This is a genomic window from Amycolatopsis sp. (genome assembly GCF_035546795.1).
Classification (GTDB): domain Bacteria; phylum Actinomycetota; class Actinomycetes; order Mycobacteriales; family Pseudonocardiaceae; genus Amycolatopsis_E.
Genome location: NZ_DASZWC010000032.1, coordinates 44,630 through 70,366 on the forward strand (window position 1 = coordinate 44,630; position 25,737 = coordinate 70,366).

Here is a 25,737-nt window from a genome sequence, read left to right on the forward strand (position 1 = left end):
TCGAAACGGAGTTCCCGATGACCACTTTCCTTTCCCGGCGCAGATTCCTGGGCCTCGGCGGGGCCGGTGCGGCCACGCTCGCGCTCGCCGCCTGCGGTACCTCCGCGGCGGGCGGCGGGCCGATCGGCACCGGCACCCAGTCCGTGCCCTCGGCGCTGCGCTACGCGGTGATCGGCGACGGCCGGGTCGGCATCCCGGCCGCGCTGCAGGCCAAGCTCGGCGGCCTCGATCTGGAATCCGCGCTGGGCGGCGTCAAGGTCACCTGGCAGCCAGGGTTCACCGCGTCCCTGCCGGTGATGGAGGCGCTGAAGGCCGGCGAGATCGACTTCACCTTCGCCACCGCGACCGCCGTGATCTACGGTGTCGGCGGCAAGGTCCCGCTCGTCCCGCTGGCCACGTTTCCCTTGCCCGGCAACGAGGTCGACATCCTCGTGCCGAAGGGTTCACCGATCACCGGCGCGGCGGACCTGCGTGGCAGGCGCATCGCCGACCAGCAGGGCACCACCGGCACCTACAGCCTGATCAAGTACCTGCAGACCGCGGGCCTGACCCTGCGGGACGTGCAGTACCAGAACCTGGCCGCCGCCGATGCCGAGGCCGCGTTCGCGAACGGTTCGGTGGACGCGTGGATCAGCTGGCAGCCTCAGATCGAGCTGGCCAAACGCCGGCACGACGCGGTCGCGCTGCCCGGCGTGCGGACCTACGACTACGCGTACTTCATCACCAGCGAGGACTTCGCGGAGTCGCATTTGGACACTGCGGTCAAGGCCGTCCGAGTGGTGCGTGACACGCAGCGCTGGATCAACGCCAACCCGGACGCGGCGGTGCGGGCCTTCGCCGCGGCCGGTGGCTTCGGCAACGACCAGCTGACCAAGGACGTGTACCGGGACCTGATCGTCGCCCAGCGCAATTCGGAGTCGCTGGCGGGCTCGCAGCTCGGGCCGGTCGCGGACGCCGCGGCGGCCGGCACCCAGGAACTGGCCGACAACTTCCACTCACTCGGCGTCTACCCCCAGCAGATCGCCGTCCGCGACTGGCTCGCGGACAGCCGGTTCGACCACGTCAAGAAGGCGGTTTCCGATGTCCTCGCCTGAGCAGCAGATGCACCTCGCCGCGTTCGTCACCGCGGGCCCGGGGCGGCCCGGCGGCTGGCGGCACCCGAACTCGGTGTCCGACTGGCGTTCCGCGGCGTACTACCAGCGGATCGGCCGCACACTGGAGCGGGCGAAGTTCGACCTGATCTTCTTCGCCGACATCCTCGCCGTACCCTACCGCTACGGCGATTCGCTCGACCCGCAGCTGCGGTACGGCGCGCTCGGCTCGATGCGCCTGGACCCGACCCCGGTGCTGGGCGCGATCGCCGGCGCCACCGAACACCTCGGGCTCGCCGCCACGGTGTCGACCACCTACGTCGAACCGTTCACCGTGGCCCGCAACTTCGCCACGCTCGACCACCTTTCCGGCGGACGCTCGGCGTGGAACATCGTGACCTCGTTCCAGGACGCCGAAGCCCGCAACTTCGGCAAGGACAGCCACCTCGACCGCGCACAGCGTTACCGGCGCGCCGAGGAATTCCTTCAGGTGACCGCGAAACTGTGGGACAGCTGGGACGACGACGCGCTGGTGCTCGACCCGGAGGCGCCGGTGTTCGCCGACCCGGAGCGCGTGCACCGCGTCGACCACCACGGCGAATGGTTCGACGTGCAGGGCCCGCTCAACGTGGCGCGCCCGCCGCAGGGCTATCCGGTGCTGATCCAGGCGGGCGCTTCGCCGTCCGGGCGGGATTTCGCGGCCCGGTGGGCGGACGTGATCTTCTGCAGCCACGCCTCGCTGGACGCGGCGAAGGACTTCTACGCCGACATCAAGGGCCGCGCCGCCGCGCACGGCCGCGATCCGGGCCAGCTCAAGATCCTGCCCGCCATCACGCCGGTGGTGGCCGAAACCACCGAGGCCGCCAGGGAAAAGTCGCGCCTGCTGGCGGAGCTGGTGGCTCCCGAAGCCGGACTGTCCACATTGTCCTATCACCTGGACATCGACCTCGCCCCGTTCCCGCACGACGAGAAGCTGCCCGAGATGGAAGTGCCGGGCGTGCAGGGGCACTACGAGGAAGTCCGCGAAATGACCGAGAAGAGCGGACTGACCTTGCGCGAACTCGGCAAACAGTACGGCGGCACGCACGAGGGCGATTTCACCGGCACGGCCTCGGAGGTCGCCGACGCGCTCGAACAGTGGTTCACCGAGGGCGCCTGCGACGGGTTCACCGTCAGCGCGGTCTACCAGCCGGGCGCGTTCGACGAGTTCGGCGAGCAAGTGGTGCCCCAGCTACAGAAACGCGGTCTGTTCCGCAGCGAGTACAGCGGCTCGACCCTGCGCGACAACCTCGGCCTGCACCGGCCGGCCGGCGGTGACTGGCGGCAGCGCGCGGCCCGCGAGGAGAACCGGTGACGACGGCACACAACGGTGTCGCCACCGTCACCGGCACGCTCACTCCGGCCAAGGGGCGTTTCCTGCTCAGCGCGGGCACCAATCACTTCGTCTCGGACGCCCGCGTCGGGCCGGGCGAAGCGCCGACCGCGGGCGAGCTGTTCGTCTCGGCCGCGGTCTCCTGCGCGCTCGCGAACGTCACCCTGCACGGCGGCGAGCTCGGCGCCGACCTGACCGGCGCCTCGGTGACCGCACGGTCCGAACGGTATCCGGACGACCCCACCCGCTACCGGTCGGTGGTGCTCGAGTTCTCGCTGCCGCAGGTGCCCGAGGCGACCGCGCGGGAGATCATCGGCCGGTTCACCGCCACCTGCCCGATCTACAACACCATCCGGCGCGGCGGCGAGATCGAGACGGTGCTGGTGGCTTCAGAGCTGTGAGCCACCGCCGTCGACGACCAGCTCGGCGCCCGTGGTGTAGGTGGCGTCGAAAGCCAGATACAGCACGGCTTTCGCCACCTCGGCCGGCTCGCCGAAACGCTGCATCGGGATGCCGGCGGTCAGCTGCGCCTTGGTCCGCTCGGCGGCTTCCTTCGGCATCGACCGGTCCAGGATTCCGGTGTCGATCGGGCCGGGGCTCACGGCGTTGACGCGGATCCCCTGTGGCAGGAGTTCGCGGGCGAGGCTGCGGGTCATCGAGCGCAGCGCGGCCTTGGCCGCCGCGTAGGCGCTGATCATCGGGATGCCCTTGACGTTCGCGACCGAGGTGGTCAGCACCACGCCGCCGCCGGGGTTCACCAGTGGGGCGAGCTTCTGCACGGTGAAATACGGGCCTTTCGCGTTCACTGTGAACAATTCGTCGTAGGTTTCCTCCGACGTCGATTCGAACGGCGTGAACCGGGTGGTTCCGGCGTTGGCGAAAACGGCGTCGACGGTGCCGAATTCGGCCTTCACGCGGTCGGCCAGCCCGGTGATTTCCGGCACCGACGCGGCGTCGCTCCGGACGGCGATCACGTTGTCGCCCAACTGTTCCCGCGCCGCATCGAGGGTGGCCTGAGTGCGCCCGGTGATCAGCACCCGCGCCCCGTCTCCGGCCAGGAGTTTCGCCGTCGTGAAACCGAATCCGCTGCTGCCACCGGTGATGACGACCTTGGTGCCTTCGTATTTGCCCATTGTGGATTTCTCCTGTTCTTTCCGGTGATTCCGAGTCAACGCCGGTCCGGCCCGGGCGTCCAAGACCTGTTCCGCACGTCGTGATGCCCCAGGCGTATGACGGGTAGCCTGGGTTCGTGCCTGATCCGGATTTCGAGCTGCGGCTGGTGCGGTACTTCGTGGTCGTGGCGGAACAGCTGAACTTCGGCCGCGCCGCCGTGGTGCTGCACGTGGCGCAGCCTTCGCTGAGCAGGCAGATCCAGCGACTGGAGGATCAGCTGGGCGTGCGCCTGTTCGACCGCACGCGGCAAGGCAGCCGGCTCACCGACGCGGGCCGGGCTTTTCTCCCCCAGGCCCGGGCTCTGCTGGACGCCGCGCAAGATGCGGCCCGCGCCGCCCGCGCGGCCGCGCCCGCCAGCGTGATCACGGTCGGGTACGTCGAGGATCTGGTCGTCACCCCGGCCGTGCGGCAGCTGCGCCGGCGGTATCCCACCGCCCGTGTCCGCACGCGGCATCTGGGCTGGCAGGAGATCCACGCCCTGCCGGAGCACCGCGTGGACGCGCTCGTCGCGCGGCTGCCGCTGCCGTTCGACGCCGCGCGCCTGCAGATCAGCCCCTTGTACGAGGAGCCGATGATGCTCGTCGTACCCGCGACGCATCCCTTCGCGGGCAAGGAATCGGTGACGCTGGGCGACCTCGCGGGCGCGAGCCTGGTCGCCTGCACCAGCACGGCCACGGTCTGGAGCGCACCGGGCCCGGCGGTCGACGACAGCTTCGAGGACAAGCTGGAGCTGATCGCGAACGGCGAGTCGGTCGCCGTCATCCCGGCCGGGGACAGGCGGAGCACCTTGCGGGACGATCTGGCGACGGTGCCTGTCGCGGACGCCGAGCCCTGCCAGGTCGTGCTGGTCACGCACGCCGAGGACGGGAATCCGCTGGTGCATGCCTTCCGGAAGATCGCGCCGGAGGCCCTGGCCGCCTCCTGAGCGGACCTCCCGGGTAACCGACAACTTTCGTCATAGATATTGTCAACAATTTCATTGACGATTATGGTGCCCAAGAGACGGCGCTGACCGCGCCCCCTGGGACACCGAAGAGGAACACGCCTTGATCATCGACTGCCACGGTCACTACACGACTGCTCCGCCCGCTCTGGAAGCGTGGCGCAACCGGCAGATCGCCGCCCTGTCCGGCCCCTCGGCGGCGCCCGCCCGCGCGGATCTGCGTATCAGCGACGACGAGCTGCGCGAGACGATCGAGCCGAACCAGCTGCGGCTGATGGACGAACGTGGCATCGACCTGACGATCTTCTCCCCCCGCGCGTCGTTCATGGCGCACCACATCGGCGGGTTCGAGACCTCGTCGGAGTGGGCGGCCATCTGCAACGAGCTGTGTTACCGGGTCAGCACCCTCTACCCGGAACGCTTCGCCCCGGCCGCGATGCTGCCGCAGTCGCCCGGTGCCGACCCGGCTACCTGCATCCCGGAGCTGACCCGCTGCGTCGAGGAGTACGGCGCCGTCGCGCTGAACCTCAACCCCGACCCCTCGGGCGGGCACTGGACCGCGCCGCCGCTGACCGACCGGTCGTGGTACCCGATCTACGAGAAGATGGCCGAGTACGACCTGCCCGCGATGGTGCATGTCAGCACGAGCGTGAACCCCGCCTTCCACACCACCGGCGCGCACTACCTCAACGCGGACACGACGGCGTTCATGCAGCTGCTGCAGGGCGACCTCTTCCGCGACTTCCCCACGCTGCGCCTGGTCATCCCCCACGGCGGCGGCGCGGTGCCCTATCACTGGGGCCGATTCCGCGGCCTCGCGATCGCGCTGGGCAAGCCCGACCTCGAAGAACACTTGCTCGGCAACGTCTTCTTCGACACCTGCGTGTACCACCAGCCGGGTTCCGACCTGCTCTTCGACGTCATCCCGGCCCGCAACATCCTGTTCGCCTCGGAGATGATCGGCGCGGTTCGCGGCGTCGACCCGCGCACCGGTCACTACTTCGACGACACCCGCCGCTACGCCGAAGCGGCCAAGCTCTCCGTGGATGACTGGGCCGGGATCAGGGAACACAACGCCCGTGCCGTCTACCCGCGCCTGGACGCCCTGCTGAAAACCCAGGGCCGCTGAACCGAGGAATCATGACCACTTTCGCCCCCAAGACACCCGGCTGGCTCGACTGGTACCCCGGCCCGTCCGAGCCGGCGTTCCGGCTTCCGCACGGCACCGTGGACGCGCACTGCCACGTTTTCGGTCCCCAGGCGGAATTCCCGTTGGCGCCGGAACGCAAGTACACGCCGTGCGACGCGAGCAAGGACCAGCTTTTCGCGCTGCGCGACCACCTCGGGATCACCCGCAACGTCATCGTGCAGGCCACCTGCCACGGCGCGGACAACTCCGCGATGCTCGACGCCGTCCGCGCGGCCGGCGGCCGGGCGCGCGGCGTCGCGACCGTCCCGCCGGACATCGGCGAGCGCGAGTTGCGCGAACTGGACGCGGCCGGGGTGCGCGGGGTGCGGTTCAACTTCGTGCGGCGGCTGGTCGACGCCTCCCCGGCCGACGCGCTGAGCACGATCGCGAAGAAGATCGCCCCGCTGGGCTGGCATGTGGTGCTCTACTTCGAAAGCGCCGACCTCGAGGAGCTGGAGGACTTCTTCGGCTCGCTGCCCGCCCCGCTGGTGGTGGACCACATGGGCCGCCCCGACGTGAGCAAACCCTTGCACGGCCCGGAGTTCAGCCGGTTCCTGCGTTTCGTCGACCGCAACGAGGTCCAGGTCAAGGTGAGCTGCCCCGAGCGGCTGACCGTCACCGGACCGCCCGCTCTCGACGGCGAGCGGCACGCGTACACCGACGTCGTGCCGTTCGCGCGGCGCGTCGTGGAGGAGTTCCCCGACCAGGTCCTGTGGGGCACCGACTGGCCGCACCCCAACCTCAAGAGCCACATGCCCGACGACGGGCTGCTCGTCGACTACGTGCCGCAGATCGCGGTCACCGGGGAGCAGCAACGGAAACTGCTCGTCGACAACCCGATGCGCCTGTACTGGCCCGGCGAAACCGCCTGAACGGCCCGCGCCCCACCACTCACGAAGGGCCTGCAATGCAGCATGCCAACGCGCTCAACCGGCTGAACCGGCTGCCGATCTCCCGGTTCCACAAGATCACCCTGCTCGCCGTCTCGTTCGCCTACTTCTTCGAGTTCGCCGACATCAACAGTTTCTCCACCACCTCGCCCAAGCTGATCAAGCTGTGGGGCGTGACGGTGAACCAGGTCGCGTACGTGACCTCGCTGTCGTTCGTCGGCATGTTCATCGGCTCCATCGTGGCGAGCACGATCGCCGACCGCTGGGGCCGCAAACGCGCCCTGATGCTGACCACCGTGTGGTTCGGCGTCTTCTCGCTGGCGGCGGTGTTTTCGTGGGACATCGTGTCCCTCGGTGTCTTCCGGGTACTGACCTCGGCCGGGCTTTCGGCGATGACCGTCGTGGCGGTGATCTACGTGGCCGAGCTGTACCCGGCCGTCAGCCGCGGCAAGTACCAGGCCTACGCGATCGTGATCGGCATCTGCGGCACGCCGGTCACGAACCTCATCGCGAGCCTGGTGGTCGACATCAACGACTGGACGTGGCGGCTGGTCTACCTGTGGGGCGCGCTGGGCATCCTGCTGGTCCTGTTCACCAGGCAGCTGAAGGAATCCCCGCGCTGGCTGGAAAGCCGGGGCGATCACACCGGTGCCGACGCGGTGCTGCGGGAGATCGAGGCCAGGGTGAGCGCGGAGAAGGGCCCGCTGCCCGAGCCCGCGCCGCCGATCGACGAGGCGCCTGCGGGCAAGGCCCCGCTGCGGATGCTGCTGCAGAGAAAGTACCTGTTCCCCACACTTTTGCTGACCGTGGTGTGGGTGACGCAGACCATCGGCTTCTTCGGCTACTCGACGTGGGCGCCCACGCTGCTGGCCAAAGAGGGCTTCAGCGTGGAGAAGTCGGTCTTCTACGTCGCGCTCACCACGGTCGGCGCGCCGCTCGGCTCGTACCTGGCGGCGCTGGTCACCGACCGGTTCGAGCGCAAGTGGTGCATGGTCGCGTTCGGCGCGGTGATCGCGGTCTGCGGTCTCTTCTACGGACTGACGTTCAACCCGGTGCTGATCGTGGTGTTCGGGTTCGCGGTGAACCTGTTCGAGCGCGGCTACACGGCACTCGGGTACGCCTACTCCCCCGAGCTTTTCGACACCCGCGGCCGTTCGCTGGGCACCGGTGTCTCGTACGGGCTCGGCAGGTTGTCGAACGCCGCGGGCCCGCTGATCGTCGCGGCGCTTTACAACGGCAGCGGCTATCAGAGCGTGTTCCTGTTCATCGCGGGCACGTGGATGGTCGGCGCGATCGTGCTGGCAATCTTCGGCCCGCGCACCAGACAGGCGGCGCAGCAACCGGTATCGGATCCGGAAACCGCCGAAGTCTGACCCGATACGCCTTTGCCACGGCTAATCTGGGCAGGTGACCGACAAGGCGAGGGGCTCCTCGCGTGACGGGCGGGCGCGATCCGTTCCGCCCGAACCACCAGCGAAGCGACAGGCGGGGTTCGATCCGGAAGCACAGACGGCGCGGCTGAGAGCGCGGGCCTGGCGCTCGGCCGGGGCCACGACGGTGCTGTTCTTGGTGCTGACAGGCGGTATCGCAGCCGCTGTGCTGATGGAGAAGGCGGCCGGTGATCTGCTTTCCCACGGAAGGTGGGTCACCGGCTTCGTCGTCGGAACGACGACGCCGACCCGGGGCGAATGGACGATCACCGTGGACTATCCCGTGAACGATGTCCGTCTCCGCGCGCGGATCCCCCTCGACGCCAAGGCCACGTACCACCCGGGCGACGACATCGTGGTCATCTACGACGGGGCGAACCCCACCCGCGTGCGCACGGTGGGCGACGAGAACAAGGATCCCCGGACCGGCCTGGTCGCGATTCCCATCCTGCTCGGCCTCACCGCTCCCCTGCCGGCACTGCGCACGGCCGGCTGGGCCCGCCGCCACCGTGCGGCGCGGCGGACCGGCTGGCACTCCGCGAACGTGCTCGTCGCAATGCATACCCGCGCGCTCACCGCGACCTACCAGCTCGGCGACCGGATCGACCTCCACACCGCGCGGCACAATGTCCGCGATCCGGCGCAGCTCGCCGAAACCGGCTGGCAGCGGGCGTGGATCAGTGGCGATGGCTCGGCGATGACGGTGCTTTTCCCCCAGGAGAAGGGAAGGCGGCCCGCGATCCTCCCTGTCCGTGCCACCAGCCCCCTCCGGCCGCCGAGCATGGGCGCCGCCCGGAAGCGCCGCCGCCGCAAAGCCGCGGCCCGCTGACACTCACCGGCGCACCGGGAGACCACCCCCGTTGTCCATCTCCTCGAACAGCGTCGCCACCCGGCCCGCGCTCGCCAGCGCTCGCGGGCCGGTGCTGAACAACGCGAGTGCGACGACGGCGGCGCCGAGTCCCGCCAGCAACCACCAAACCGCGCGCGCGGCCGTGGTGAACTCCGTGCCGCCGTGCGCGGTGCCGACCACCGTCCCGGCGATCGCGACGCCGAGGGTGACGCCGACCTGCCTGCCGACCGAAGCGAGCGAGCCGGCGAGTCCGGCCATCGAGCGCGGCATCCCGGAAATGGCCGTGTTCGCGATCGGCGGGTTGATGATGCCCTGGAAAACGCCGAACAGCAGGTAGGTCCCGAGCACGAACACCAGCGGGGTGACCGGCCCGAGCCAGGACGACGCGGCACCGGCCGCCGCCAGTGCCGAACCGGCCACCACGAGCGGCCACCGCGGCCCCCGGGTGCCGACCACGCGGCCGGTCCGCGGCGACAGCAGCAGAATGAGCACTCCGATCGGGAGCACGCAGAGCCCGGCCGCGAGCGCCGAGAGCCCGCGCACCTCTTGCAGGTACAGGGTGGTCATGAACAGGTAAGCGCCGAACCCGCAGAAGGCGAACACCGCCATCAGGATCGCCGAGCCGAACGGCACGCTGCGGAACAACCGTAGTTCCAGCAACGGGTCCACCCGCCGCGACTCGTAGCCGACGAGGCCGGCCGCCCCGACCGCCGCGACCGCGAGCAGGCCGAGGATCAGCGGTGAAGTCCAGCCGAGCCTGGCCGATTCGATCAGCGCGTAGACCGCGCAGCCCAGCACCAGGACCACCAGCAGCTGACCGACCGGATCGAACCGGCGGCCGCGCGCGGCACGGGATTCGGGCACGAACAACGCCGTGCACACGATCGCGGCGGCCACGATCGGCACGTTGACCCAGAAGATCGCGCGCCAGCCGAGACCGTCGACGAGCACGCCGCCGAGGATCGGCCCCAGCCCCAGCGACAGCCCGGACATCGAGCCGAAGATGCCGATCGCCCTGGCCCGTTCGGCCGGTTCGGGGAACGTGGTGACGATGATGGCCATCGCGACCGGGTTGAGCATCGTGCCCCCGGCCGCCTGGATCGCGCGGGCCGCGATTAGCCAGCCGACGTCCGGCGCCAGCCCGCACAGCAGTGAGCCGATCCCGAAAACGGCGAGGCCGGCCTGGAAGACGCGCTTGCGGCCCACCCTGTCGGCGGTGGATCCGGCCGCCATCAGGAAACACGCCAGTACGAGGGTGTAGGCGTCGATCGTCCATTCCAGACCGGACACCGAGGCGCCGAGGTCGCGGCGGATCGACGGCAGCGCGACGTTGACGATGGAGATGTCCATGATCGCGACGATCATGCTGGCGCAGCAGATCGCGAGTACGAGGTAGCGCCGGGCCGGAGCACGGGCGTCCGGCGGCGTTGAAGCGTTCATGCACACGACGCTAGGATTTAGAGCGTGCTCGAAGTCAACACGCGAACCGAGCCCGAGGACACCCCCGCGGGCCTGAGCATCGCCGAAGCCGCCCGCCGCACCGGCGTGAGCGTGCACACCCTGCGTTACTACGAGCGCGCCGGCCTGGTCGTCACCGCCATCGGCCGTACCGCGGGCGGGCGGCGCCGGTACCACCGGCTCGACCTGAAGTGGATCACCGTCTGCACCAAGCTGCGGGCCACCGGGATGCCGATCAACAAGATCCGGCGCTACGCCGAACTCGTCTCCGCCGGGCCCGGCAACGAGCAGGAACGGCTCGCCCTGCTGGAGGCGCACCGCACCGAGGTGCTGGCCAAGCTCGCCGAGATCCAGGAAAACCTCGAACTCATCGACCACAAGATCGACGTCTACCGGGGCAGCCTGGAGGCCGGCGAGGCCGACCGCCTGTGGGCACCGCGGGCGGACGCCCGCTGAGTCCATTGTGGACGGATGCTCAGGCGAGGCCGCGCTCCCGCGCGGTGGTCACCGCGGCGCGCCTGCTGCTCACGCCCAGTTTGGTGTAGATGGCGCGGACATGGGTCTTCACCGTGTTCACCGAGACCGACAGGGAATCGGCCAGTTCCTCCAGCGATTGCGGTGACGCCAGCCAGCCCAGCACGGCGTGCTCCCGGTCGGTAAGCAGCCCGCCGCCGTCCTCGCCGCACATCGCCCGGCTGGCCTCGCGCGCGAATCCGTCCAGCCGGTCGAACCCGCCGAGCTGGTCCACGAGCAGCAACCGCACGGCGCGGTCGGCCTGGGTGAACGGCCGGAGCAGGCGCGCCGGGGCGGCCAGCCGCAACGCTTCGCCGAGCGATTCGATCGCCCTCGTCCGGCGGCCGGTGCGCACCGAGACCGCGGCGGTGAGCAACTGGATTTCCAGCGGTGTCAACACTTTGAGCAGTTCGGGCGCCGCCGAGGCGCAGGCCAGTGCCTGCCGCGCGCCGTCGAAGTCTTCCGTCGCGAACCGGTGCCACGCGGTCATCAGGTTCAGCTCGGCGACGGCGCCGGTGCGTGCGTGCGCCCAGGTCAGGACCTCGCGCGCGAGGACGTCCTGCCCGAGGGCCAACAGGCACCGGTACTCGGCGAGCGCACCGGCCGCGGCGACCGCGGGCAGCACGGGCGCGTCGCCGAGACGGTTGCGCGCCTCCCGCAACCTGCGGGCCGCACCCACGCGGTCCCCGTTGCACAGGACTTCGATCACCGTGATGACGTAGGCGAGGGCTTCCTGCGCCGGCACGGCGAAGTTCCGGGCCGCCCGCGCCAGGTCGAGCGCGTCCTCGGGCTCGGCCCGCAGCAGATGCCCGAGCGCCTTCGTGATCCGGCTCGTGGTGAGCCACGGCGAGCTTTCCCAGCCGTTGTCCTGGGCCAGCGCAAGGGATTCCGCGCTCGTGGCGGACATGGTCGCGTAGTCGCCGTCCAGCCAGGCCGCGGCACTCCGCGCCGCGAGGCAGTGCATCGCGAGATAGTCCGTGCCGTAACCGCGCGCCAACTCCTGCGCCTGACGCAGCCCGGCCTCCGCTTCCCGCGGCCGGTTTTCGTGCAACAACCGCCAGCCGCGGTCCAGCCCTGTCCAGGCGGCGACACCACCGGCGGGTTGAACGTCGGCGGCCTGTCCAGGCCGTTCTCCGGTGGCCATCGCGCAGGCCGAGGCGAGCAGCCGCCGCACTGCCGTGGCCTCGGCGCCCAGCCTTCCGGCGTTCGCGTCCGTCTCGGCGAGCCGGGCGCGCGCCGTCTTCAGGTCGCCCGTTTCCAGGTGCGCGAGCGCCGACAGCAACGTCAGCCGGGCACTGCCGGACACCTCCGCCGGCCCCGCCAGCTCCAATGCGCGCAGCACGGTCCCGTGGTCGCCGGTCAGCAGCAAATCGAGCCCGTACCGGCCGAGCAGCCGTGAGAGTACGGCCGGTTCGCGCGAGCGCGCCGCGTGCGTGAACGCGAGGCCGATCTGCCGGTCATCGGCCAGCCACGCCGCCGCGACGGCGTGCAGCCGCGCGGCGGCGCCGGGGTGCAGGCGGTCCAGCTCTGCTTGCAGGTACGAGCGCAGCAACGGGTGGGTGCGGTACCAGTGACGCCCGACGCCGACGCGAGTCACCAGCGAGCCTTCCTGTTCCAGCTCCACGAGGATTTCCGCCGCATCGGGCCTGCCGGAGAGCACCGCCCCGAGCGCGGGCGTCACCTCGTCACAGATGCTGACCGCGCGCAGGAATTCCCGGGCGCTGCCCGGCAGGCCGGTCAGCACCTCGCTGACCAGGTAGTCCGCCACCGCTCGGTCGTCACCGGTGAACCGCGTGACGAAACCGGCCGGGTCGTCACCCGTGTCGCGCAACGACCGGGCCGCCAGCCGCAGCCCGGCCGCCCAGCCGCCGGTCTTCTCCACCAGGCGCGCCACCTGACCTGCTTCGAGCGCGACACCGGCCTGGCGGAACAGCATCCGCGCCTCCGCCTCCGAAAACCGGAGATCGCGTGCCCGCACCTCGCCGAGCTTGCCGTGCAGGCGAAGCCGGGCGAGCGGCAGCGGCGGATCCGACCGGCCGGCCAGCACCAGCCGCAGATTCGCCGGCTGGTGCCGGATCAGCAGTTCGATCGCGTGCCGGCAGCGGGCGTCGGCGATCTCGTGCACATCGTCCACGACGAGACAGATCCGGCCCGGCAGCTCGTCCACCGCGTCGGCGAGCCGCGCGGCGAAATCGGCGGGCTCCATGGCCGCGGGCACCGACCACAACAGGCTTTCCGGCGGCGGCACCGCGCAGGCGCGAACGGCCGCGAACACGGTCGCGAAGAACCGGTCCGGATCGTTGTCCCCGCCATCGGCCGAAACCCAGGCCTTGTCGGCGATGCCGGTCCGCCTGGCCCATTCGGCCAGCAGCAGTGTTTTGCCGTGGCCGGCGGGGGCGGAGATGATCGTCACGGGATGACATTCGACTTCGGCGGCCAGGAACCGGGCCGGCCCATTGCGCTGGATCGAATTCACCGGAATAGCGGGAATCGCGTTTTTCCGACGCGCGATCCACCACCGTCGACGTGCTTCGCGAACCGGCCGGTGCTGTCCCATCCGACTGACTATAAGCAGCCATGACCAGCGACGCTATGCTTCGCCGACGATCAACGGCCGCCGCCGGTCCCGGTCACTCCCCCGGGGGCGGCGGTGAAACATTTTTGGCCCCCTGAGCGATTTATCGAAAATGGGCTCAGCGAGCGTCTCCGAGCAATCCCTGAGCCCGCGCCGCGTCCACGGCTTCGCGTCGTTTCGTCACACCGAGTTTGCCGTAAAGGGCACGGGCATGGGTCTTCACGGTGTTCGGCGAAACAGTGAGATCCTCGGCGATCTCCTCGAACGAACGCTGGGTCGGCAGCAGCCGGAGCACGTCGCGCTCGCGGTCGGTGAGCACCACCGGCTCCGCGGTCAGGTTCACTTTCGCCCGCACGGCAAGGATTTCGCGTGCGAACTCGTCGCCCGCCCCGAACCTGCCCAGCCCGGTGGTCAGGCAGCCGGCGATGGCGGGCGGAGCGAACACGAACGGATAGCGCACCTGCTGGGGCGCGGCGAGTCTCAGCGCTTTCGACAGTGCCCGGTGCGCGTTCCCCCGATCGCCCGCGCGCAGCGCTATTTCGGTTTCGGCGAGCGCGATCCAGATACCCGACCAGGGCAGCACCACCGGCACGAGCCCGGCGACAAGCGGCCGCAGTGAGCCGGCCGCCGCCCCGTGGTGACCGGCGGCCAGCTGGGCGCGGGCTCGCATGAGCAGGAGTTCGCCGCAGCCGGGCACCCAGCTGCCGCACCACTGCAAAGCTTCGGCGGCCATCCCGGTCCAGCCCAGCGCGACCGCCGCGCGGTGTTCGAGGAAAGCGGTCATCGCGACCTGGGCGGCGGGCAGCCGGGTTTCGCCGAACGCGGTCCTCGCCGCGGTCATGCGGCGCGCCCCGACCACCCGGTCCCCTCCGTCGAACTCGGCGGCGCCGAGCAGAAGCCCGGTGAACAGCCGCCCGGGCCCTCCGGTGCCTGCCGGCATGGCGTCGAGCAGCCGCTGCGACTGCGCCGCGTATTCAGCGCACCGCCCAAGCTCGGCGCGAAGCAGCGCACCGAAAGCCAGCAGACCGTGCGCGCCCGCCGCCTCGACGCCGCTGTCCCAGCCGCGTTCGGCGTTCTCCGCGACGGTTTCGGCCGCCATTCTCGTCATCCCGGTGTAGTCGCCCTGGGCCGCGAACAGACCGCCGAGCAACGACAGGCATTGCAGCGTCACGTAGTCCTGGCCCGCCGCCCGCGCCGCGGCCAACCCCGCGCTCACCTGCGTCACCGCCTGGGCCAGCTTCCCGCCGACGAAGGACGCGGCGCCACGCTGGAGCAGCACGGGCGCCTCCAGGGAGGTGCCCCGCGCGGGCCGCGCCGCGAGTCCCGCGCCCGCGTCGAGTAGCTCCTCCAGCTTCCCGGTGACCTGCGCCAGCCGCGCTCCCACAAGCTGCCGCACCGTTTCCAGCTCGGGGCTCGGCGCGGCCGGCCATGCGCTTCGCACGAGCGACAGCTCGACCTCCGCCACGCGCGGCTCGCCTGCCCGCAGGTGCAGGGCCGCCGAAACGAGGCCGAGCAGGCTGTCCCCGGCGATCCGTTCCCGGGACACGGCCGACAACGCGCGCTGCAGGACCTGGTGCTTGCCGGCCAAGATCGCCTCGACGGCACTCTCGCGCAGCAAGAGCACAACCTGTTCCTCGTCCCCCGCCGCCGCGGCATGTTCCAAGGCCCGCAATGGTTTCCCAGCCGCGCCGAACCAGTCGGCGGCCAGGCTGTGCAGGCCGGCCAGCAACGCGGGGTCGCTCGCACGCAGGTCCGCGAGCACATGCGTCCGCAGTGGGGCATGCAGGCGGTACCAAGGGCCCGGCCCGCGGACCGGCACCGCCAGCGAACCGTTCCGCTCCAGCTCGGCCAGCATCGCGCCCGCGTCGGCACGGCCGCTCAGCGTGCCGGCCAGGCCCGGATCCACTTCCGCGCAGACGCTGATCGCACGGATGAACTCCTGGGTGGGCCCGGGTAGCCGCGAAAGCACTTCGCCGATCAGGAACTCGCCCATCGCCTGCTGGTGCCCGGCGAAATCCTGGCTCCCGGTGGCGTGCCGCGAAATCGCGGCCAGGCGCAGGCCCGCCGCCCAGCCTTCGGTCCGCGCCACCAGCTCACCCAGCTCGGCTTCGCCCAGCTCCACATCCATCGCCGCGAGTAGCCGCTTCGCCTCGGGTCCGGAGAAAACCAGGTCCGCCGCACGCAGTTCGACGAGCCGGCCCGCGAGTTTCGCCCGCGCCAGCGACAGTTGCGGTTCCCGGCGGGTGGCCAGGATCAGGCGCAGCGCGGCAGGTTGGTGCCGCAGCAGGTTTCGCAGCCCTTCGATCGGCCCTGGGCCGGTCAGCTCGTGCAGGTCGTCGAGCACCAGCCACAGTGGACGGGGCAGCTCGTCCAGCGCCTCGGCCAGCCGCGCCAGAAAACCGGGCCGTGCACTGGGTTCGGCGGGCACGGCCAGCTCCCGCAACGGGTTCCCCTCGGGCACGCGGGTGCCGAGCGCGGCGAGCACGGCGGAGAAGAACCGGCGGTCGTCGTTGTCGTCCGGATCGAGTGAAACCCACGCGACCGAATCCACGCCGTGTGCCCGCGCCCAGTCGGCGAGCAGCAGGGTTTTCCCCGCGCCGGCGGGCGCGCACACCAAGGTGACAGCCGCCGGTCTGTCGAGGATGGACAGCAGGCGGGGCCGGGAAACCAGGTCCGGTGGCGGATCCGGGACCGCGATCTTCAGCCTCGGCACCAGAGCTCGCCCAGGCCCGTCACTGCGCGCCACTTCCACCGCTGCCACCTCCGCCCACCGGGCCCTACACCCTCCCATCTGCGCGCCCGTTACCCAAGGCGCCAAACGAGTTCATCCCCGAAAGGTGGCAGGCACCGGTTCCGGGTGGAGTCCGATGCGGGAGCCGGCCCCCGAACCGGCTCCCGCATCCCCCCACACCGACGTCCGCTGATCACCTTGTCCGGTGCCGTACGAGCGCGCCTCACCTCTGGCAGATGAAACCGTTTCGCGGGTTAGCCGCTCTACTGTGGACGATTTTCCGGATAGCCAGCCAGGTACACAGTTAGCTGGCTATCTGCTAGAGTCACGCCGTGAACGGACCTGCCTCCCTCCTGGCGGGGGAGCTTCGGGCAACACTCGGTCTGCTCGCGCGCAGGTTGCGCGAGCAGACCGAGGGCAGTGACCTCACGAAGTCCCAGTCGGCGGTCCTCCTGCTGGTCGAGCAGGCCGGGGCGGCCACGGCCACCGGGCTCGCCGAAGCCGCCGGGATGCGCCCGCAGTCCATGGCCAAGATCATCCACGCGCTCGAGGAGGCTGGGCTCGTCACCGGCTCCCCCGACCCCGCCGACGGCCGGAAAACCCTGATCAGCCTCTCCAGGGCGGCGCGCGAGCAGTTCCGCACCGGCCGGCGCGCCAAACAGGACTGGCTCACCCAGGCCATCGAGCACACTCTCACCGCCGGGGAGATCCAACGCCTGGCCAGCAGTACCGGCCTGCTCAGGCGTCTCGCGCAGGCACCATGACCGCGAGCCGGAAGGACCCACCTTTCCCCGAGCTCGATCAGCAGAGCGGCGACCTGCTCCACCGCGCCTGGCAACGCGACGGCAGCCTCCAGGATGACCAGGGGTCTCGCAGTCACCCGCGACAACGAGGGTGGCTGGGAGGGGCCCGGTCGGTCCCGTCGCCTGCGAAAGCCGTATCACTTCACCCGCTCCCGCAAGGCTTTGGTCTTTCGACTGCGCGCGGGAGATCCGTGCGCTCCGCGCCCACATCTCCCTCAGTCGCGACGCTCCGCGTCCGCAGCCTTCTTCACGCGTGCTGCTTCCTTCCGGACCTCGGCCTGGATCTCGCGTTCGCGGATCAGCCAGTCCGGGCCGGCGGCCTTGAGCTCTTCGATCTGCGCCGTGGTCAGCGCCTCGGTGATCCCGCCGCGGGCCAGGCCGCTGATCGAGATGGCCAGCTTCGCCGCGACGACCGGGCGCGGGTGCGGCCCGTTGCGGCGCAGCTCCTGCAGCCACTCCGGCGGGTCGGCCTGCAGGGCGTTCAGCTCGTCGCGCGAGACGACACCCTCCTGGAACTCCGCGGGGGTGGCTTCGAGGTACACACCCAGCTTCTTCGCCGCGGTCGCGGGTTTCATCGTCTGGGAGGGCTTGTGCGACGTCATGCCTCCAGGGTATCGGCCACGCACCGCAGCCCCGATCACGCCCGGTAACCTGGGGCCGTGACCAGCCCGGACGTGCCCCCGTCGTTCAAGCTCGCGTACGTGCCCGGCGTGACGCCCGACAAGTGGGTGCGGATCTGGCGCGAGCGGCTGCCGCGGGTGCCGATCGAGCTGGTCCAGGTGGCACCGGGCGAAGCCGCCGGCACCGCACGCGAGGGCAGGGCCGACGCGGTGCTGCTCCGGCTCCCGACCGACCGGACCGGACTGCACGCGATCCCGCTGTACACCGAGACGACGGTGGCCGTCGTGCCCAAGGACCATCTCGTGGCGGCGGCCGACGAAGTGTCCATTGAGGACTTGACCGAGGACGTGGTGCTGCACCCGCTCGACGACACGCTCGGCTGGGAACAGCTACCCGGTCGTCCGGCGATCGAGCGTCCGGCCACGACCGCGGACGCCATCCAGCTGGTCGCGGCGGGGGTGGGCGTGCTCGTCGTCCCGCAGTCGCTGGCGCGGTTGCACCATCGCCGCGACCTCACCTACCGGCCGCTCACCGACGCGCCCCAGTCACGCGTCGCGTTGTCGTGGCCGGAGGAGGAGACCACGGACCTGATGGAACAGTTCATCGGGATCGTGCGCGGCCGCACGGTCAACAGCACGCGCGGGCGCCCGCAGCCCGAGCCCGCGAAAAAGAAGAAGCCGCCGGCGCGCAAACCCGTTCCGGCAAGGGGTAAACGTGGGAAGCCGCGCCGCTCCCGGTAGCTACAGCACCTCGTTGCCGTACATCTCGCCCAGCGGGTCGGAGATCAGCTCCACCCTGGCGCCGTCGGGATCGCGGAAGTAGACCGAGACGTCGCTGTGTATCTCGTGCGCCACGCCCGCCTGATCCAGGCGGCGCACGATCTCGGCCCAGCGCGCCGGTTCGACCGAGATCGCCAGATGATGCAGACCGCCGAGCACCTCGGCGTACGGGCCCACGTCGAGACCCGGGAAGTCGAAGAACGCCAGCAGGTTCGAGTTGCCGATGTCGAAGAAGAAATGCGACGAGCCCGGGTAGTCGCGGTTCTCGATGAGCTCGGTCAGCGGGAAGCCGAGCAAGTCCTGGTAGAACCTGATCGTCCGCTCCACGTCGCTGCTGATCAGCGCGGTGTGGTGCAGGCCGCGCGCGGTGGACGCCGGGCGCTGCCCGGCCGGAGCCAGGTAGCGATCCCGCAGGCGCCGACGCTCGTCCTCGATCCGCGTATCGCTCATGACTCCAGCGTCGGTCATCCGCCGGCACCGGCGCAACTCGGTCATAACAGGTCACTCACTGAATATTCAAAGACCCCCGCGGCGGGGGTAGGGTGCTGAACCGATGTCAAACAAGGACACTCCGGCCAGGAGGCGGCTCGACGTCGAGTCCCGCCGGGAACACCTGCTCCAAGTGGGCTGTGAGCTGTTCGCGGCCCAGCCGTACGGGGATGTCTGGATCGACGAGGTCGCCACCCGCGCCGGGGTCTCCCGCGGCCTGCTCTACCACCACTTCGGCAACAAGCGCGACTTCCTGGTCACCGTCGTGGAACACGAAGCGGCCCGGCTGCGCGAGGCCACCGCGGTGGGTCAGGACCTGCCGTACAAGGAACGCCTGCTGACGATCCTCGACGCCTACCTCGCACACGTCGAGACCCGCCCGCACGGGTACCGCGCGCTGTACCGGGGCGCGCCCAGCTCCGACGCCGGCGTACGGGCGATCATGGAGAAAAACCAGGCGTACCAGGAAGAACGGATCCTGGAAGCGCTTTCTCGCGACGGCCGCGAGGCACCGCCGCTGCTCCGGCTCGCGGTACGGGGCTGGCTGGCCTTCCTGGTGTCGGTGTGCCTGCACTGGCTCGACAACCCGGCGCTGCCACGGCAGGCGGTGCGCGATCTGTGCGCCCGCCAGCTCGGCTCGGCGATCCTGTCCACCGGCCACCGGCTGCCCGACGGCGTGCGCGTCACCGTTCGCTACGAAGACGTCCCCGGCCAGGCGGCGTCCTGAGCTTCCCGGTAAGTCATCCGTAATCGCTCTCCCGCACGCTCGCCGCGGGAGGTGTCATGTCGAAACTGGCCAGGAACATCGCCATCGCCGGGGCCATCGTGGTGCTGGCGATCGCGGGGATCGTCATCCGCAACTTCGCGGTGCGCACCGTCGTCGGCGGGGTGGTGGGCGCGATCGACCCCGCGCACCCGTCGGCCCCGGTCGCGGGCTGGAACGTCGGCACCTGCCTGTACGAGTCGTCGAAGCCGTCGATCACGCTGCCCGCGAACCTGCCGCCCGCGCAGAAGAAGATGAAGGAACAGGCGATGACCAGCTACGCGCCGGTCGACTGTGCCGACAGCCGGGCGTTCACCAGGATCATCGCCTTCGGCAGCACTCCGCCCGGCGCGCAAACCCCGCTGTGCCCGGACGAATCCGACGGGTTCTACCAGCCACAATCGCAGAACACCGTGGTCTGCACGCGCAACCTCAACCCGCCGCACCCCGGCGATCCGGGCGGCGGGGAGGGCGCCCTGCTGACCGGCGACTGCGTGTCGATCGGCAGTTCGGACAGCAACACCGTCACCAACGACGAGGTGGGCGAAACGCCCTGCGACCCGGCGGGCTGGTTCGCCCAGGTGGCCGCCAGGGCGCAGGATCCCGCAGCCTGCCCGCCCACGACTGTGACCCGCGTCCGGTATTCCGACGGCAGGCCGGAGACGGTGCTGTGCCTCGTGCCGGGCGAGCACGGGATGCTCGCGACGCCCGGTTCGTGCGTCGAACTTCCCGGCAACTTCTACGAGCCGGCGTACAAAGTGGACTGTGCGCGGCGGCTTTCCCTGCGGCTGCTGGCCTTCGCTCCCGAGCGGTCGAAATGCCCGGCGGGCACCGGCGTCGCCACACCGGAAAGCGGCTACGACTCGGTGCTGTGCCTGGCCGAACAGTGAGGAGCACCCGCGTGCTGACGGCACCCGGAGCGGCTCCCCTCCGCGCCGGGTGCCGAGCGCGCGCCGGCCCGACTGGGATGAACGGAGAACCCGCTCGTCCACGTCAGTGGCGACGTGCCCATAGTAGACTGCCGTGGATTCGATGCGGAACCGGAGGCGCTGGTGGCCGAACCACAGACCCGCACCCTCGCGGACAGGCTGGACTACCTGTTCCGCACCGTGCGGGAATCCGGCCGTCGCGAGTACAGCAACGAAGAGGTGTCCGCGGCCATCGCCCGGGACCAGAACGTGTCGATCTCCGCGTCGTACCTGTGGTATCTGCGCACGGGGCAGCGCGACAACCCGACGTTCAAGCACCTCAACGCGCTCGCCACGTTCTTCGGCGTGCCCCCGGCGTATTTCTTCGACGATTCGGCGGTCGCCCAGGTCGAGGCGGAACTGGCCCTGCTCGCCGCGATGAGCGACGCCGGAGTCCGCGACGTGGCCCTCCGCGCGTCCGGTCTGTCCGCCAAGAGCCTGGGCGCGATCAACGACGTGATCGACCGGGTCCGCGAACTGGAGGGGCTCGCTCGCTTCGAACGGGACTAGCTTTGCGGCATACTGCCTGGGTGGATCTCGCGGCACTGGCTGCGCGCTGCCGGGCGAGGCTGGCCGAGCTGGAGCTGCCCCGCCCCTTCGACATACGCGCGCTCTGCCGTGGTGTCGAAAGACGCCGGGGCCGGCCGCTGGTGCTGCTCGGGCTGGCGCTGCCCGCCGACGGGCCCCGCGGGCTGTGGATCAGCGCGGCCGAGCGCGATTACCTGATCTACGAGCGCAACACGAGCCCGTTGCACCAGGAACACATCATCCTGCACGAGCTGAGCCACCTGCTGTGTGGCCACACCGGCACGGCCACCCTCACCGAGGAGCACGCACGCCTGCTCTTCCCGGCGCTCGATCCCGGCATGGTGGGCCGCGTACTCGGCCGCACCGGCTACAGCACCGAGGAAGAGCAGGAGGCCGAACTGCTCGCCTCGATGATCCTCCGCACCGTGCAGCGGAATCGCACCGTCCCGGCGATACCGGACGAGGCCACGGCGGAGAACCTGCGGCGGCTGGAAGCGGGACTGTGACCGGCCCGGCGCTGCCGTATGTGATCGTCGCGATCGTCCTGCTGACCGGGCTGGCGCAGAAGGTCTACGGCCTGCTCAAGCGGCGCGACGACCCGTCGCGCCGCGCGGTCTGCGTCTGCCTCGCCGGGCTGTTCGCCGCCACCGTCGCCCAGCTCGCCACCCCGGCGATCGACGCCGCGACCGGGATGGCGCTCGGCGAGGCGGTCAGCGACGCCGGCGCTATGACCGCGGCCTGCGCCGGGCGGTTGTTCATGATCCGGATCAGGTACTCGGCGCCGATCGCCCGCGAGCGCAGCCGCCGGTGCTACGCGGGGCTGGCCGTGGCGCTGAGCGCCGCCGCGCTGTTGTTCCTCGCGTTCCCGCCCGACCCGGATTCGGGCCGCGACCCCGTCTATTTCGCCGTCTACATCGGCTATGTCGCGTTCACGCTGTGCGTGGTCGGGCGGATCTGCCTGGACTACTCGCTGCTCACCGGCGACGCCTGGCTGCGAACGGGACTGTGGGTGCTGGGGGCGGGCACCTTGGCGGGCCTGGGTTTCCTGGCCGTCAAGGCCGTCCAGCTGACCGCCGAACTGTTCGGCGCGCCACCGCTGCTCGACGCCCCCGCGCAGGTGCTCGAACTGGTCACCGAATCCCTGCTGCTGCTCGGCGTGATCCTGCCCGGCTGGGGCGGACGGCTGGGTGTGGCCGTGCGCTGGCTCGCCGATCACCGCACCTACCACGTGCTCCGGCCGTTGTGGCTGGCGCTCTACGACGCCGGGCCGGAGTTCGCGCTGATGCCGCCCGACCGGTCCCGGCGCTGGCATCGCGACATCGGATTCCTGTTGTACCGCCAGGTGATCGAGATCCGGGACGGCCAGCTCGCGCTGCGCCCGTACGCCGATCCCGGCATTTCCGGCCGGGCCCGCGACGAGGGCCGGCGCGCTGGGTTGTCCCCCGAAGCCGCCCGGGCCACCGGCGAGGCGGCGGGCATCGCCGCCGGGATCGCGGCGAAGGCCGCGGGGCTGCCACCGAACCCGGACCCACCCACCGCGGCGGGCGACGGCGGTCGCGACCTCGGCACGGAACTGGCCTGGCTGTGCGAGGTTTCCCGCGCCTTTGCGGGTTCTCCGATCGTCGCCGCGGCCGCGGCGACAAACCCATCGCGTATAGGTCGTTATACAGTTTGAGTCCACTGTGGACAGAAACCGGGGCGGCATCCCCGCAGGGATACCGCCCCGGTCCGCGCTGATCTCAGCCGGCCTGCTGCTCCTCGCCGGGCTGCTGCACGGTCTGGCCCGTCTCGGAAACGGTCCACTGGCTCAGCCCGCCGGCCACCTGATCGGCGTACCGCTCCGCGGCCGCCTGCGTCGGGAACCGGATTTCCTGGGCACGCGACCGGTGCGTGATCTTGTACGGCATTCGAAACTCCCCTCTCCCACGGACACCCTAGATCGCCCTCCCGGCGGCGGCAATCCGGTGTCCCTCAAGCGTTTCGTGGGTCAGGACAGCCGGCGCGCCTTGAGCACCTCGTCGTCGCGGGTGGGCTCCCGGCCCGGCCGGGTGCCGGCGATCAGGATCTCCCACCCGTCGTCCAGCCAGCCCGCCATCTCCTTGGCCGGATAGCACAGCTCGGGGAACGGGTGCCCTTCCGCGCGCTGGTGCCCGACGACGAGCAGGATCCCGCCGGGCCGGACGGCGGTGCCCAGTCGTGGCACCACTTCGGACAGCCCGGCCAGGTGGATGAACTGCGCCGAAACGAGATCGTATGCCGCGGGCTCCGGTGTCCACGTGGTCAGGTCCGCTTGCTCCCAGTCCACTTCGGAACTGCGCGCGGCGGCGCGTTCCAGTGCGGTGGCGGAAAAATCCACCGCCTTGACCTGCCAGCCCTGCGACGCGAGCCAGATCGCGTCGGCACCCTCCCCGGTGCCGGCGTCGAGCGCGACGCCGGGCCGCAGGCCGGCGACCTCGGTGACGAGGTTGCGGTTGGGTTCACCGCTCCACACGTGCTGGTGCGCCGAGCGATAGCGGTCCTCCCAGAACTCCTGGTCGAACGGGGTCATCGCGCGTCCTCCTCGATCAGGTCGACGTTGATCATGGCGCCGGCCCGCTGGCCCGCGGCGGCGGCGGGCAGCACGGTGGCCATCAGGTCCGTCACGTTGCCCGCCACCCACACGCCCGGTACCGAAGTGGCCCCGGTCGGCTCCGCCGGAATGTAGGTTCCGAGGACCTGCCCCTGCATCTCCAGCTCCACCGGCTCCAGGCCGAGCGAGGAGAGCAGCTCGGAGCGGACGGTGAAGCGCGGGCTCACCGCGAGCGCGTCGCACGGCACGAGCTCACCGGTGGCGAGGCGGATCCCGTCGTCCTCGAAGGCGGTGACTTCCCCTTCCACCACCTGGATCCCCTGCTTGCCGAGCCTCTTGCGGTCGTCGTCCGACAGTGCCGGGGCGGTGTGCAGGAACAGTGTCGTGTTCGGGCTCCATTGCCGCCACAGCAAGGCTTTGTGCACGCCCTGACCGTCGGTGGCGAGCACCCCGATCGCCTTTCCGCGCACCTCCCAGCCGTGGCAGTAGGGGCAGTGCAGCACGCGGCTCCCCCACCGCCGCGCCAGGCCGGGAATGCCGGGCAGCTCATCGACCAGCCCGGTGGCTGCGAGCAGCCGCCGGGCCTTCGTCGTCCGGCCGTCCGCCAGCCGCACGGCGAACGCCGCACCCTCACGTTCCGCGGACACCACGGTGCCCGTGACGACCTGCCCGCCGTAACCGGCCACCTCGTCGCGGCCGGCCGCGAGCAGCTCGGCGGGCGCGATCCCTTCCCGGCCCAGGTAGTTGTGCACGCCGCCGGCCGGGGAGTTGCGCGGCTCCCCCGCGTCGACGACCAGCACCGACCGCAGCGCCCGGGACAGCGTCACGGCCGCGCTCAGGCCGGCCGCGCCACCCCCGGCGACGACCACGTCGTAGTTTTCGTCCACTGTGAACCTCTCCTCCATCGCCTGTCACGACTCTGCGCCGGACCCCGGAGAAGTGGCAAAGAGATTTGCGGTTCTCGCAAAAAACTCGTCAGGGCAGCCCGCCGCGGGCGACCAGCTGGCGGGTGATCACGTCCTGCTGGATCTCGTTGGTGCCCTCGCCGACGATCATCAGGGGCGCGTCGCGGAAGTAGCGCTCGACGTCGAACTCGGTGGAGTAGCCGTAGCCGCCGTGCACCCGGATCGCGTCGAGGGCGACCTCCATCGCCGTCTCCGAGCAGAACAGCTTCGCCATCCCGGCTTCGAGGTCGGACCGCTCGCCCGAGTCGTACCTGCGCGCCGCGTGCAGCAGCAGCTGCCGGGCGGCGGTCAGCTTCGTGCCCATGTTCGCCAGGTGGTTGCCGACCGACTGGTGCTGCCAGATCGGCTTGCCGAACGACTCGCGCTCCTGGGCGTAGTTCAGCGCGTCGTCGAAGGCGGCCCGGCCGACACCGGTGGCCCGCGCCGCCACCTGGATACGGCCGATCTCCAGCCCGCGCATCATCTGCGCGAACCCCTTGCCCTCGACGCCGCCCAGCAGCGCGTCCGCGGGCACCCGGCAGTCCACAAAGGACAGCTCGCAGCTCTCGACCCCCTTGTACCCCAGCTTCGGCAGGTCGCGCGACACGGTGAACCCGGGCACCTTCTCGACCAGCAGCACGCTGATCCCCCGGTGCGCGGGCTCCGCCTTCGGATCCGTCTTGCACAACAGCGCGACCAGCCCGGACCGGCGCGCGTTGGTGATCCACGTCTTGCTGCCGTTGATCACGTATTCGTCGCCCTCGCGGCGGGCGACGGTGCGCATGGCCTGCAGATCCGAGCCGCCGCCCGGCTCGGTGAGCGCCATCGTCGCGCGCAGCTCGCCGGTGGCCATCTTCGGCAGATAGCGCTGTTTCTGTTCCTCCGTACCGAAAGCGAGCAGCAGCTTGGCGACGACCGTATGCCCGCCCATCGCGCCGGCCAGGCTCATCCAGCCCCGCGCCAGCTCCTCGGTCACCAGCGCGTAGCAGGGGGTGGACACCTTCAGGTCGCCATAGGGTTCGGGGATCGCGAGCCCGTAGACCCCGAGCTGTTTCATC

Annotated in this window: 26 protein-coding genes; 16 read left to right on the forward strand and 10 right to left on the reverse strand. The window is 70.5% G+C overall.

What is annotated here, in order from left to right:
* Nucleotides 1-17: 17 nt before the first annotated feature.
* The 3 genes from VHD82_RS19645 to VHD82_RS19655 are packed head-to-tail and all read left to right on the forward strand — an operon-like array spanning nt 18 to nt 2,864.
* A complete protein-coding gene (locus VHD82_RS19645; protein WP_325705587.1) occupies nt 18-1,094 on the forward strand; it encodes an NrtA/SsuA/CpmA family ABC transporter substrate-binding protein in 1,077 nt (358 codons plus the stop codon).
* Nucleotides 1,081-2,445 (forward strand): LLM class flavin-dependent oxidoreductase, encoded by a 1,365-nt coding sequence (locus tag VHD82_RS19650; RefSeq protein WP_325705590.1) that lies wholly within the window; start codon nt 1,081-1,083, stop codon nt 2,443-2,445. Before VHD82_RS19645 ends, VHD82_RS19650 begins: the two co-directional genes overlap by 14 nt.
* Complete coding sequence (locus VHD82_RS19655; protein ID WP_325705593.1) at nt 2,442-2,864, forward strand: OsmC family protein; 423 nt, start codon at nt 2,442-2,444, stop codon at nt 2,862-2,864. The genes VHD82_RS19650 and VHD82_RS19655 overlap by 4 nt, the downstream gene beginning before the upstream one ends.
* Here the strand turns inward: VHD82_RS19655 and VHD82_RS19660 are convergent.
* Nucleotides 2,853-3,596 carry a glucose 1-dehydrogenase gene (locus tag VHD82_RS19660; protein ID WP_325705596.1) on the reverse strand — a complete coding sequence of 248 codons (744 nt, stop codon included), beginning with the start codon at nt 3,594-3,596 and terminating at the stop codon, nt 2,853-2,855. The two genes, VHD82_RS19655 and VHD82_RS19660, sit on opposite strands and share 12 nt — an antisense overlap.
* Nucleotides 3,597-3,712: 116 nt before the next feature.
* Here VHD82_RS19660 and VHD82_RS19665 point away from each other — a divergent pair, with 116 nt between their 5' ends.
* The 5 genes from VHD82_RS19665 to VHD82_RS19685 all read left to right on the forward strand — a co-directional run bounded on the left by VHD82_RS19665 (nt 3,713) and on the right by VHD82_RS19685 (nt 8,917).
* Complete coding sequence (locus tag VHD82_RS19665) at nt 3,713-4,561, forward strand: LysR family transcriptional regulator (RefSeq protein WP_325705599.1); 849 nt, start codon at nt 3,713-3,715, stop codon at nt 4,559-4,561.
* A gap of 121 nt (nt 4,562-4,682) precedes the next feature.
* Nucleotides 4,683-5,708, forward strand: a complete 1,026-nt coding sequence (locus VHD82_RS19670) for an amidohydrolase family protein (RefSeq protein WP_325705602.1) — start codon at nt 4,683-4,685, stop codon at nt 5,706-5,708.
* An 11-nt stretch (nt 5,709-5,719) separates the two neighbouring features.
* On the forward strand, nt 5,720-6,640 hold the full coding sequence (locus VHD82_RS19675) for an amidohydrolase family protein (RefSeq protein ID WP_325705605.1): 921 nt from the start codon (nt 5,720-5,722) through the stop codon (nt 6,638-6,640).
* Nucleotides 6,641-6,675: 35 nt separating this feature from the next.
* The gene (locus VHD82_RS19680) at nt 6,676-8,031 is read left to right on the forward strand and encodes an MFS transporter (RefSeq protein WP_325705608.1); all 1,356 of its coding nucleotides are present in this window, start codon (nt 6,676-6,678) and stop codon (nt 8,029-8,031) included.
* Between the two features lie 34 nt (nt 8,032-8,065).
* Nucleotides 8,066-8,917: a hypothetical protein gene (locus VHD82_RS19685; protein WP_325705611.1), complete on the forward strand. Its 852-nt coding sequence runs from the start codon at nt 8,066-8,068 to the stop codon at nt 8,915-8,917.
* A 3-nt stretch (nt 8,918-8,920) separates the two neighbouring features.
* Here VHD82_RS19685 and VHD82_RS19690 read toward each other — a convergent pair whose 3' ends face one another.
* Nucleotides 8,921-10,378: an MFS transporter gene (locus VHD82_RS19690; protein ID WP_325705614.1), complete on the reverse strand. Its 1,458-nt coding sequence runs from the start codon at nt 10,376-10,378 to the stop codon at nt 8,921-8,923.
* Between the two features lie 24 nt (nt 10,379-10,402).
* Here VHD82_RS19690 and VHD82_RS19695 point away from each other — a divergent pair, with 24 nt between their 5' ends.
* Complete coding sequence (locus VHD82_RS19695) at nt 10,403-10,852, forward strand: MerR family transcriptional regulator (RefSeq protein WP_325705617.1); 450 nt, start codon at nt 10,403-10,405, stop codon at nt 10,850-10,852.
* A 19-nt stretch (nt 10,853-10,871) separates the two neighbouring features.
* Here VHD82_RS19695 and VHD82_RS19700 read toward each other — a convergent pair whose 3' ends face one another.
* Both VHD82_RS19700 and VHD82_RS19705 read right to left on the reverse strand, forming a co-directional pair.
* Nucleotides 10,872-13,322, reverse strand: coding sequence for a LuxR C-terminal-related transcriptional regulator (locus VHD82_RS19700; RefSeq protein WP_325705620.1), 2,451 nt, complete (start codon nt 13,320-13,322; stop codon nt 10,872-10,874).
* A gap of 280 nt (nt 13,323-13,602) precedes the next feature.
* Nucleotides 13,603-16,197, reverse strand: coding sequence for a LuxR C-terminal-related transcriptional regulator (locus VHD82_RS19705; protein ID WP_325705623.1), 2,595 nt, complete (start codon nt 16,195-16,197; stop codon nt 13,603-13,605).
* 350 nt (nt 16,198-16,547) lie between these two features.
* Between VHD82_RS19705 and VHD82_RS19710 the strand changes: the two genes are divergently transcribed.
* Nucleotides 16,548-16,979, forward strand: coding sequence for a MarR family winged helix-turn-helix transcriptional regulator (locus VHD82_RS19710; protein ID WP_325705626.1), 432 nt, complete (start codon nt 16,548-16,550; stop codon nt 16,977-16,979).
* A 254-nt stretch (nt 16,980-17,233) separates the two neighbouring features.
* Here VHD82_RS19710 and VHD82_RS19715 read toward each other — a convergent pair whose 3' ends face one another.
* On the reverse strand, nt 17,234-17,620 hold the full coding sequence (locus VHD82_RS19715) for a DUF5997 family protein (RefSeq protein ID WP_325705629.1): 387 nt from the start codon (nt 17,618-17,620) through the stop codon (nt 17,234-17,236).
* A 57-nt stretch (nt 17,621-17,677) separates the two neighbouring features.
* Here VHD82_RS19715 and VHD82_RS19720 point away from each other — a divergent pair, with 57 nt between their 5' ends.
* Nucleotides 17,678-18,379 carry a LysR substrate-binding domain-containing protein gene (locus VHD82_RS19720; RefSeq protein ID WP_325705632.1) on the forward strand — a complete coding sequence of 234 codons (702 nt, stop codon included), beginning with the start codon at nt 17,678-17,680 and terminating at the stop codon, nt 18,377-18,379.
* Here VHD82_RS19720 and VHD82_RS19725 read toward each other — a convergent pair whose 3' ends face one another.
* A complete protein-coding gene (locus VHD82_RS19725; RefSeq protein ID WP_325705635.1) occupies nt 18,380-18,868 on the reverse strand; it encodes a VOC family protein in 489 nt (162 codons plus the stop codon). It abuts the gene before it with no gap.
* A 103-nt stretch (nt 18,869-18,971) separates the two neighbouring features.
* Here VHD82_RS19725 and VHD82_RS19730 point away from each other — a divergent pair, with 103 nt between their 5' ends.
* The 5 genes from VHD82_RS19730 (at nt 18,972) to VHD82_RS19750 (ending at nt 22,841) form a co-directional block, all read left to right on the forward strand.
* The gene (locus VHD82_RS19730; protein ID WP_325705639.1) at nt 18,972-19,634 is read left to right on the forward strand and encodes a TetR/AcrR family transcriptional regulator; all 663 of its coding nucleotides are present in this window, start codon (nt 18,972-18,974) and stop codon (nt 19,632-19,634) included.
* A gap of 56 nt (nt 19,635-19,690) precedes the next feature.
* Nucleotides 19,691-20,560: an LppU/SCO3897 family protein gene (locus VHD82_RS19735; RefSeq protein WP_325705642.1), complete on the forward strand. Its 870-nt coding sequence runs from the start codon at nt 19,691-19,693 to the stop codon at nt 20,558-20,560.
* Between the two features lie 162 nt (nt 20,561-20,722).
* A complete protein-coding gene (locus tag VHD82_RS19740; RefSeq protein ID WP_414637547.1) occupies nt 20,723-21,148 on the forward strand; it encodes a helix-turn-helix domain-containing protein in 426 nt (141 codons plus the stop codon).
* A gap of 20 nt (nt 21,149-21,168) precedes the next feature.
* The gene (locus tag VHD82_RS19745; protein ID WP_325705645.1) at nt 21,169-21,672 is read left to right on the forward strand and encodes a hypothetical protein; all 504 of its coding nucleotides are present in this window, start codon (nt 21,169-21,171) and stop codon (nt 21,670-21,672) included.
* Nucleotides 21,669-22,841 (forward strand): MAB_1171c family putative transporter, encoded by a 1,173-nt coding sequence (locus VHD82_RS19750; RefSeq protein WP_325705648.1) that lies wholly within the window; start codon nt 21,669-21,671, stop codon nt 22,839-22,841. Before VHD82_RS19745 ends, VHD82_RS19750 begins: the two co-directional genes overlap by 4 nt.
* A gap of 64 nt (nt 22,842-22,905) precedes the next feature.
* On the opposite strand, the gene VHD82_RS19755 is transcribed toward VHD82_RS19750, so the two are convergent.
* The 4 genes from VHD82_RS19755 to VHD82_RS19770 form a co-directional block, all read right to left on the reverse strand.
* Complete coding sequence (locus tag VHD82_RS19755) at nt 22,906-23,073, reverse strand: hypothetical protein (protein WP_325705651.1); 168 nt, start codon at nt 23,071-23,073, stop codon at nt 22,906-22,908.
* 80 nt (nt 23,074-23,153) lie between these two features.
* Nucleotides 23,154-23,714, reverse strand: coding sequence for a class I SAM-dependent methyltransferase (locus VHD82_RS19760; protein ID WP_325705654.1), 561 nt, complete (start codon nt 23,712-23,714; stop codon nt 23,154-23,156).
* The gene (locus tag VHD82_RS19765; RefSeq protein WP_325705657.1) at nt 23,711-24,622 is read right to left on the reverse strand and encodes an NAD(P)/FAD-dependent oxidoreductase; all 912 of its coding nucleotides are present in this window, start codon (nt 24,620-24,622) and stop codon (nt 23,711-23,713) included. Before VHD82_RS19765 ends, VHD82_RS19760 begins: the two co-directional genes overlap by 4 nt.
* 88 nt (nt 24,623-24,710) lie before the next feature.
* Nucleotides 24,711-25,737: acyl-CoA dehydrogenase family protein (locus VHD82_RS19770; protein ID WP_325705660.1), on the reverse strand; the 1,027-nt coding region annotated here is incomplete at its 5' end.

What these genes read in the sequence shown, in the direction of transcription:
- VHD82_RS19730 (WP_325705639.1), top strand. Translation starts at nt 18,972, where the DNA reads ATGTCAAACAAGGACACTCCGGCCAGGAGGCGGCTCGACGTCGAGTCC.
- VHD82_RS19755 (WP_325705651.1), bottom strand. Translation starts at nt 23,073, where the DNA reads ATGCCGTACAAGATCACGCACCGGTCGCGTGCCCAGGAAATCCGGTTC.
- VHD82_RS19650 (WP_325705590.1), top strand. Translation starts at nt 1,081, where the DNA reads ATGTCCTCGCCTGAGCAGCAGATGCACCTCGCCGCGTTCGTCACCGCG.
- VHD82_RS19675 (WP_325705605.1), top strand. Translation starts at nt 5,720, where the DNA reads ATGACCACTTTCGCCCCCAAGACACCCGGCTGGCTCGACTGGTACCCC.
- VHD82_RS19645 (WP_325705587.1), top strand. Translation starts at nt 18, where the DNA reads ATGACCACTTTCCTTTCCCGGCGCAGATTCCTGGGCCTCGGCGGGGCC.
- VHD82_RS19660 (WP_325705596.1), bottom strand. Translation starts at nt 3,596, where the DNA reads ATGGGCAAATACGAAGGCACCAAGGTCGTCATCACCGGTGGCAGCAGC.
- VHD82_RS19735 (WP_325705642.1), top strand. Translation starts at nt 19,691, where the DNA reads ATGTCGAAACTGGCCAGGAACATCGCCATCGCCGGGGCCATCGTGGTG.
- VHD82_RS19715 (WP_325705629.1), bottom strand. Translation starts at nt 17,620, where the DNA reads ATGACGTCGCACAAGCCCTCCCAGACGATGAAACCCGCGACCGCGGCG.
- VHD82_RS19760 (WP_325705654.1), bottom strand. Translation starts at nt 23,714, where the DNA reads ATGACCCCGTTCGACCAGGAGTTCTGGGAGGACCGCTATCGCTCGGCG.
- VHD82_RS19690 (WP_325705614.1), bottom strand. Translation starts at nt 10,378, where the DNA reads ATGAACGCTTCAACGCCGCCGGACGCCCGTGCTCCGGCCCGGCGCTAC.
- VHD82_RS19725 (WP_325705635.1), bottom strand. Translation starts at nt 18,868, where the DNA reads ATGAGCGATACGCGGATCGAGGACGAGCGTCGGCGCCTGCGGGATCGC.
- VHD82_RS19680 (WP_325705608.1), top strand. Translation starts at nt 6,676, where the DNA reads ATGCAGCATGCCAACGCGCTCAACCGGCTGAACCGGCTGCCGATCTCC.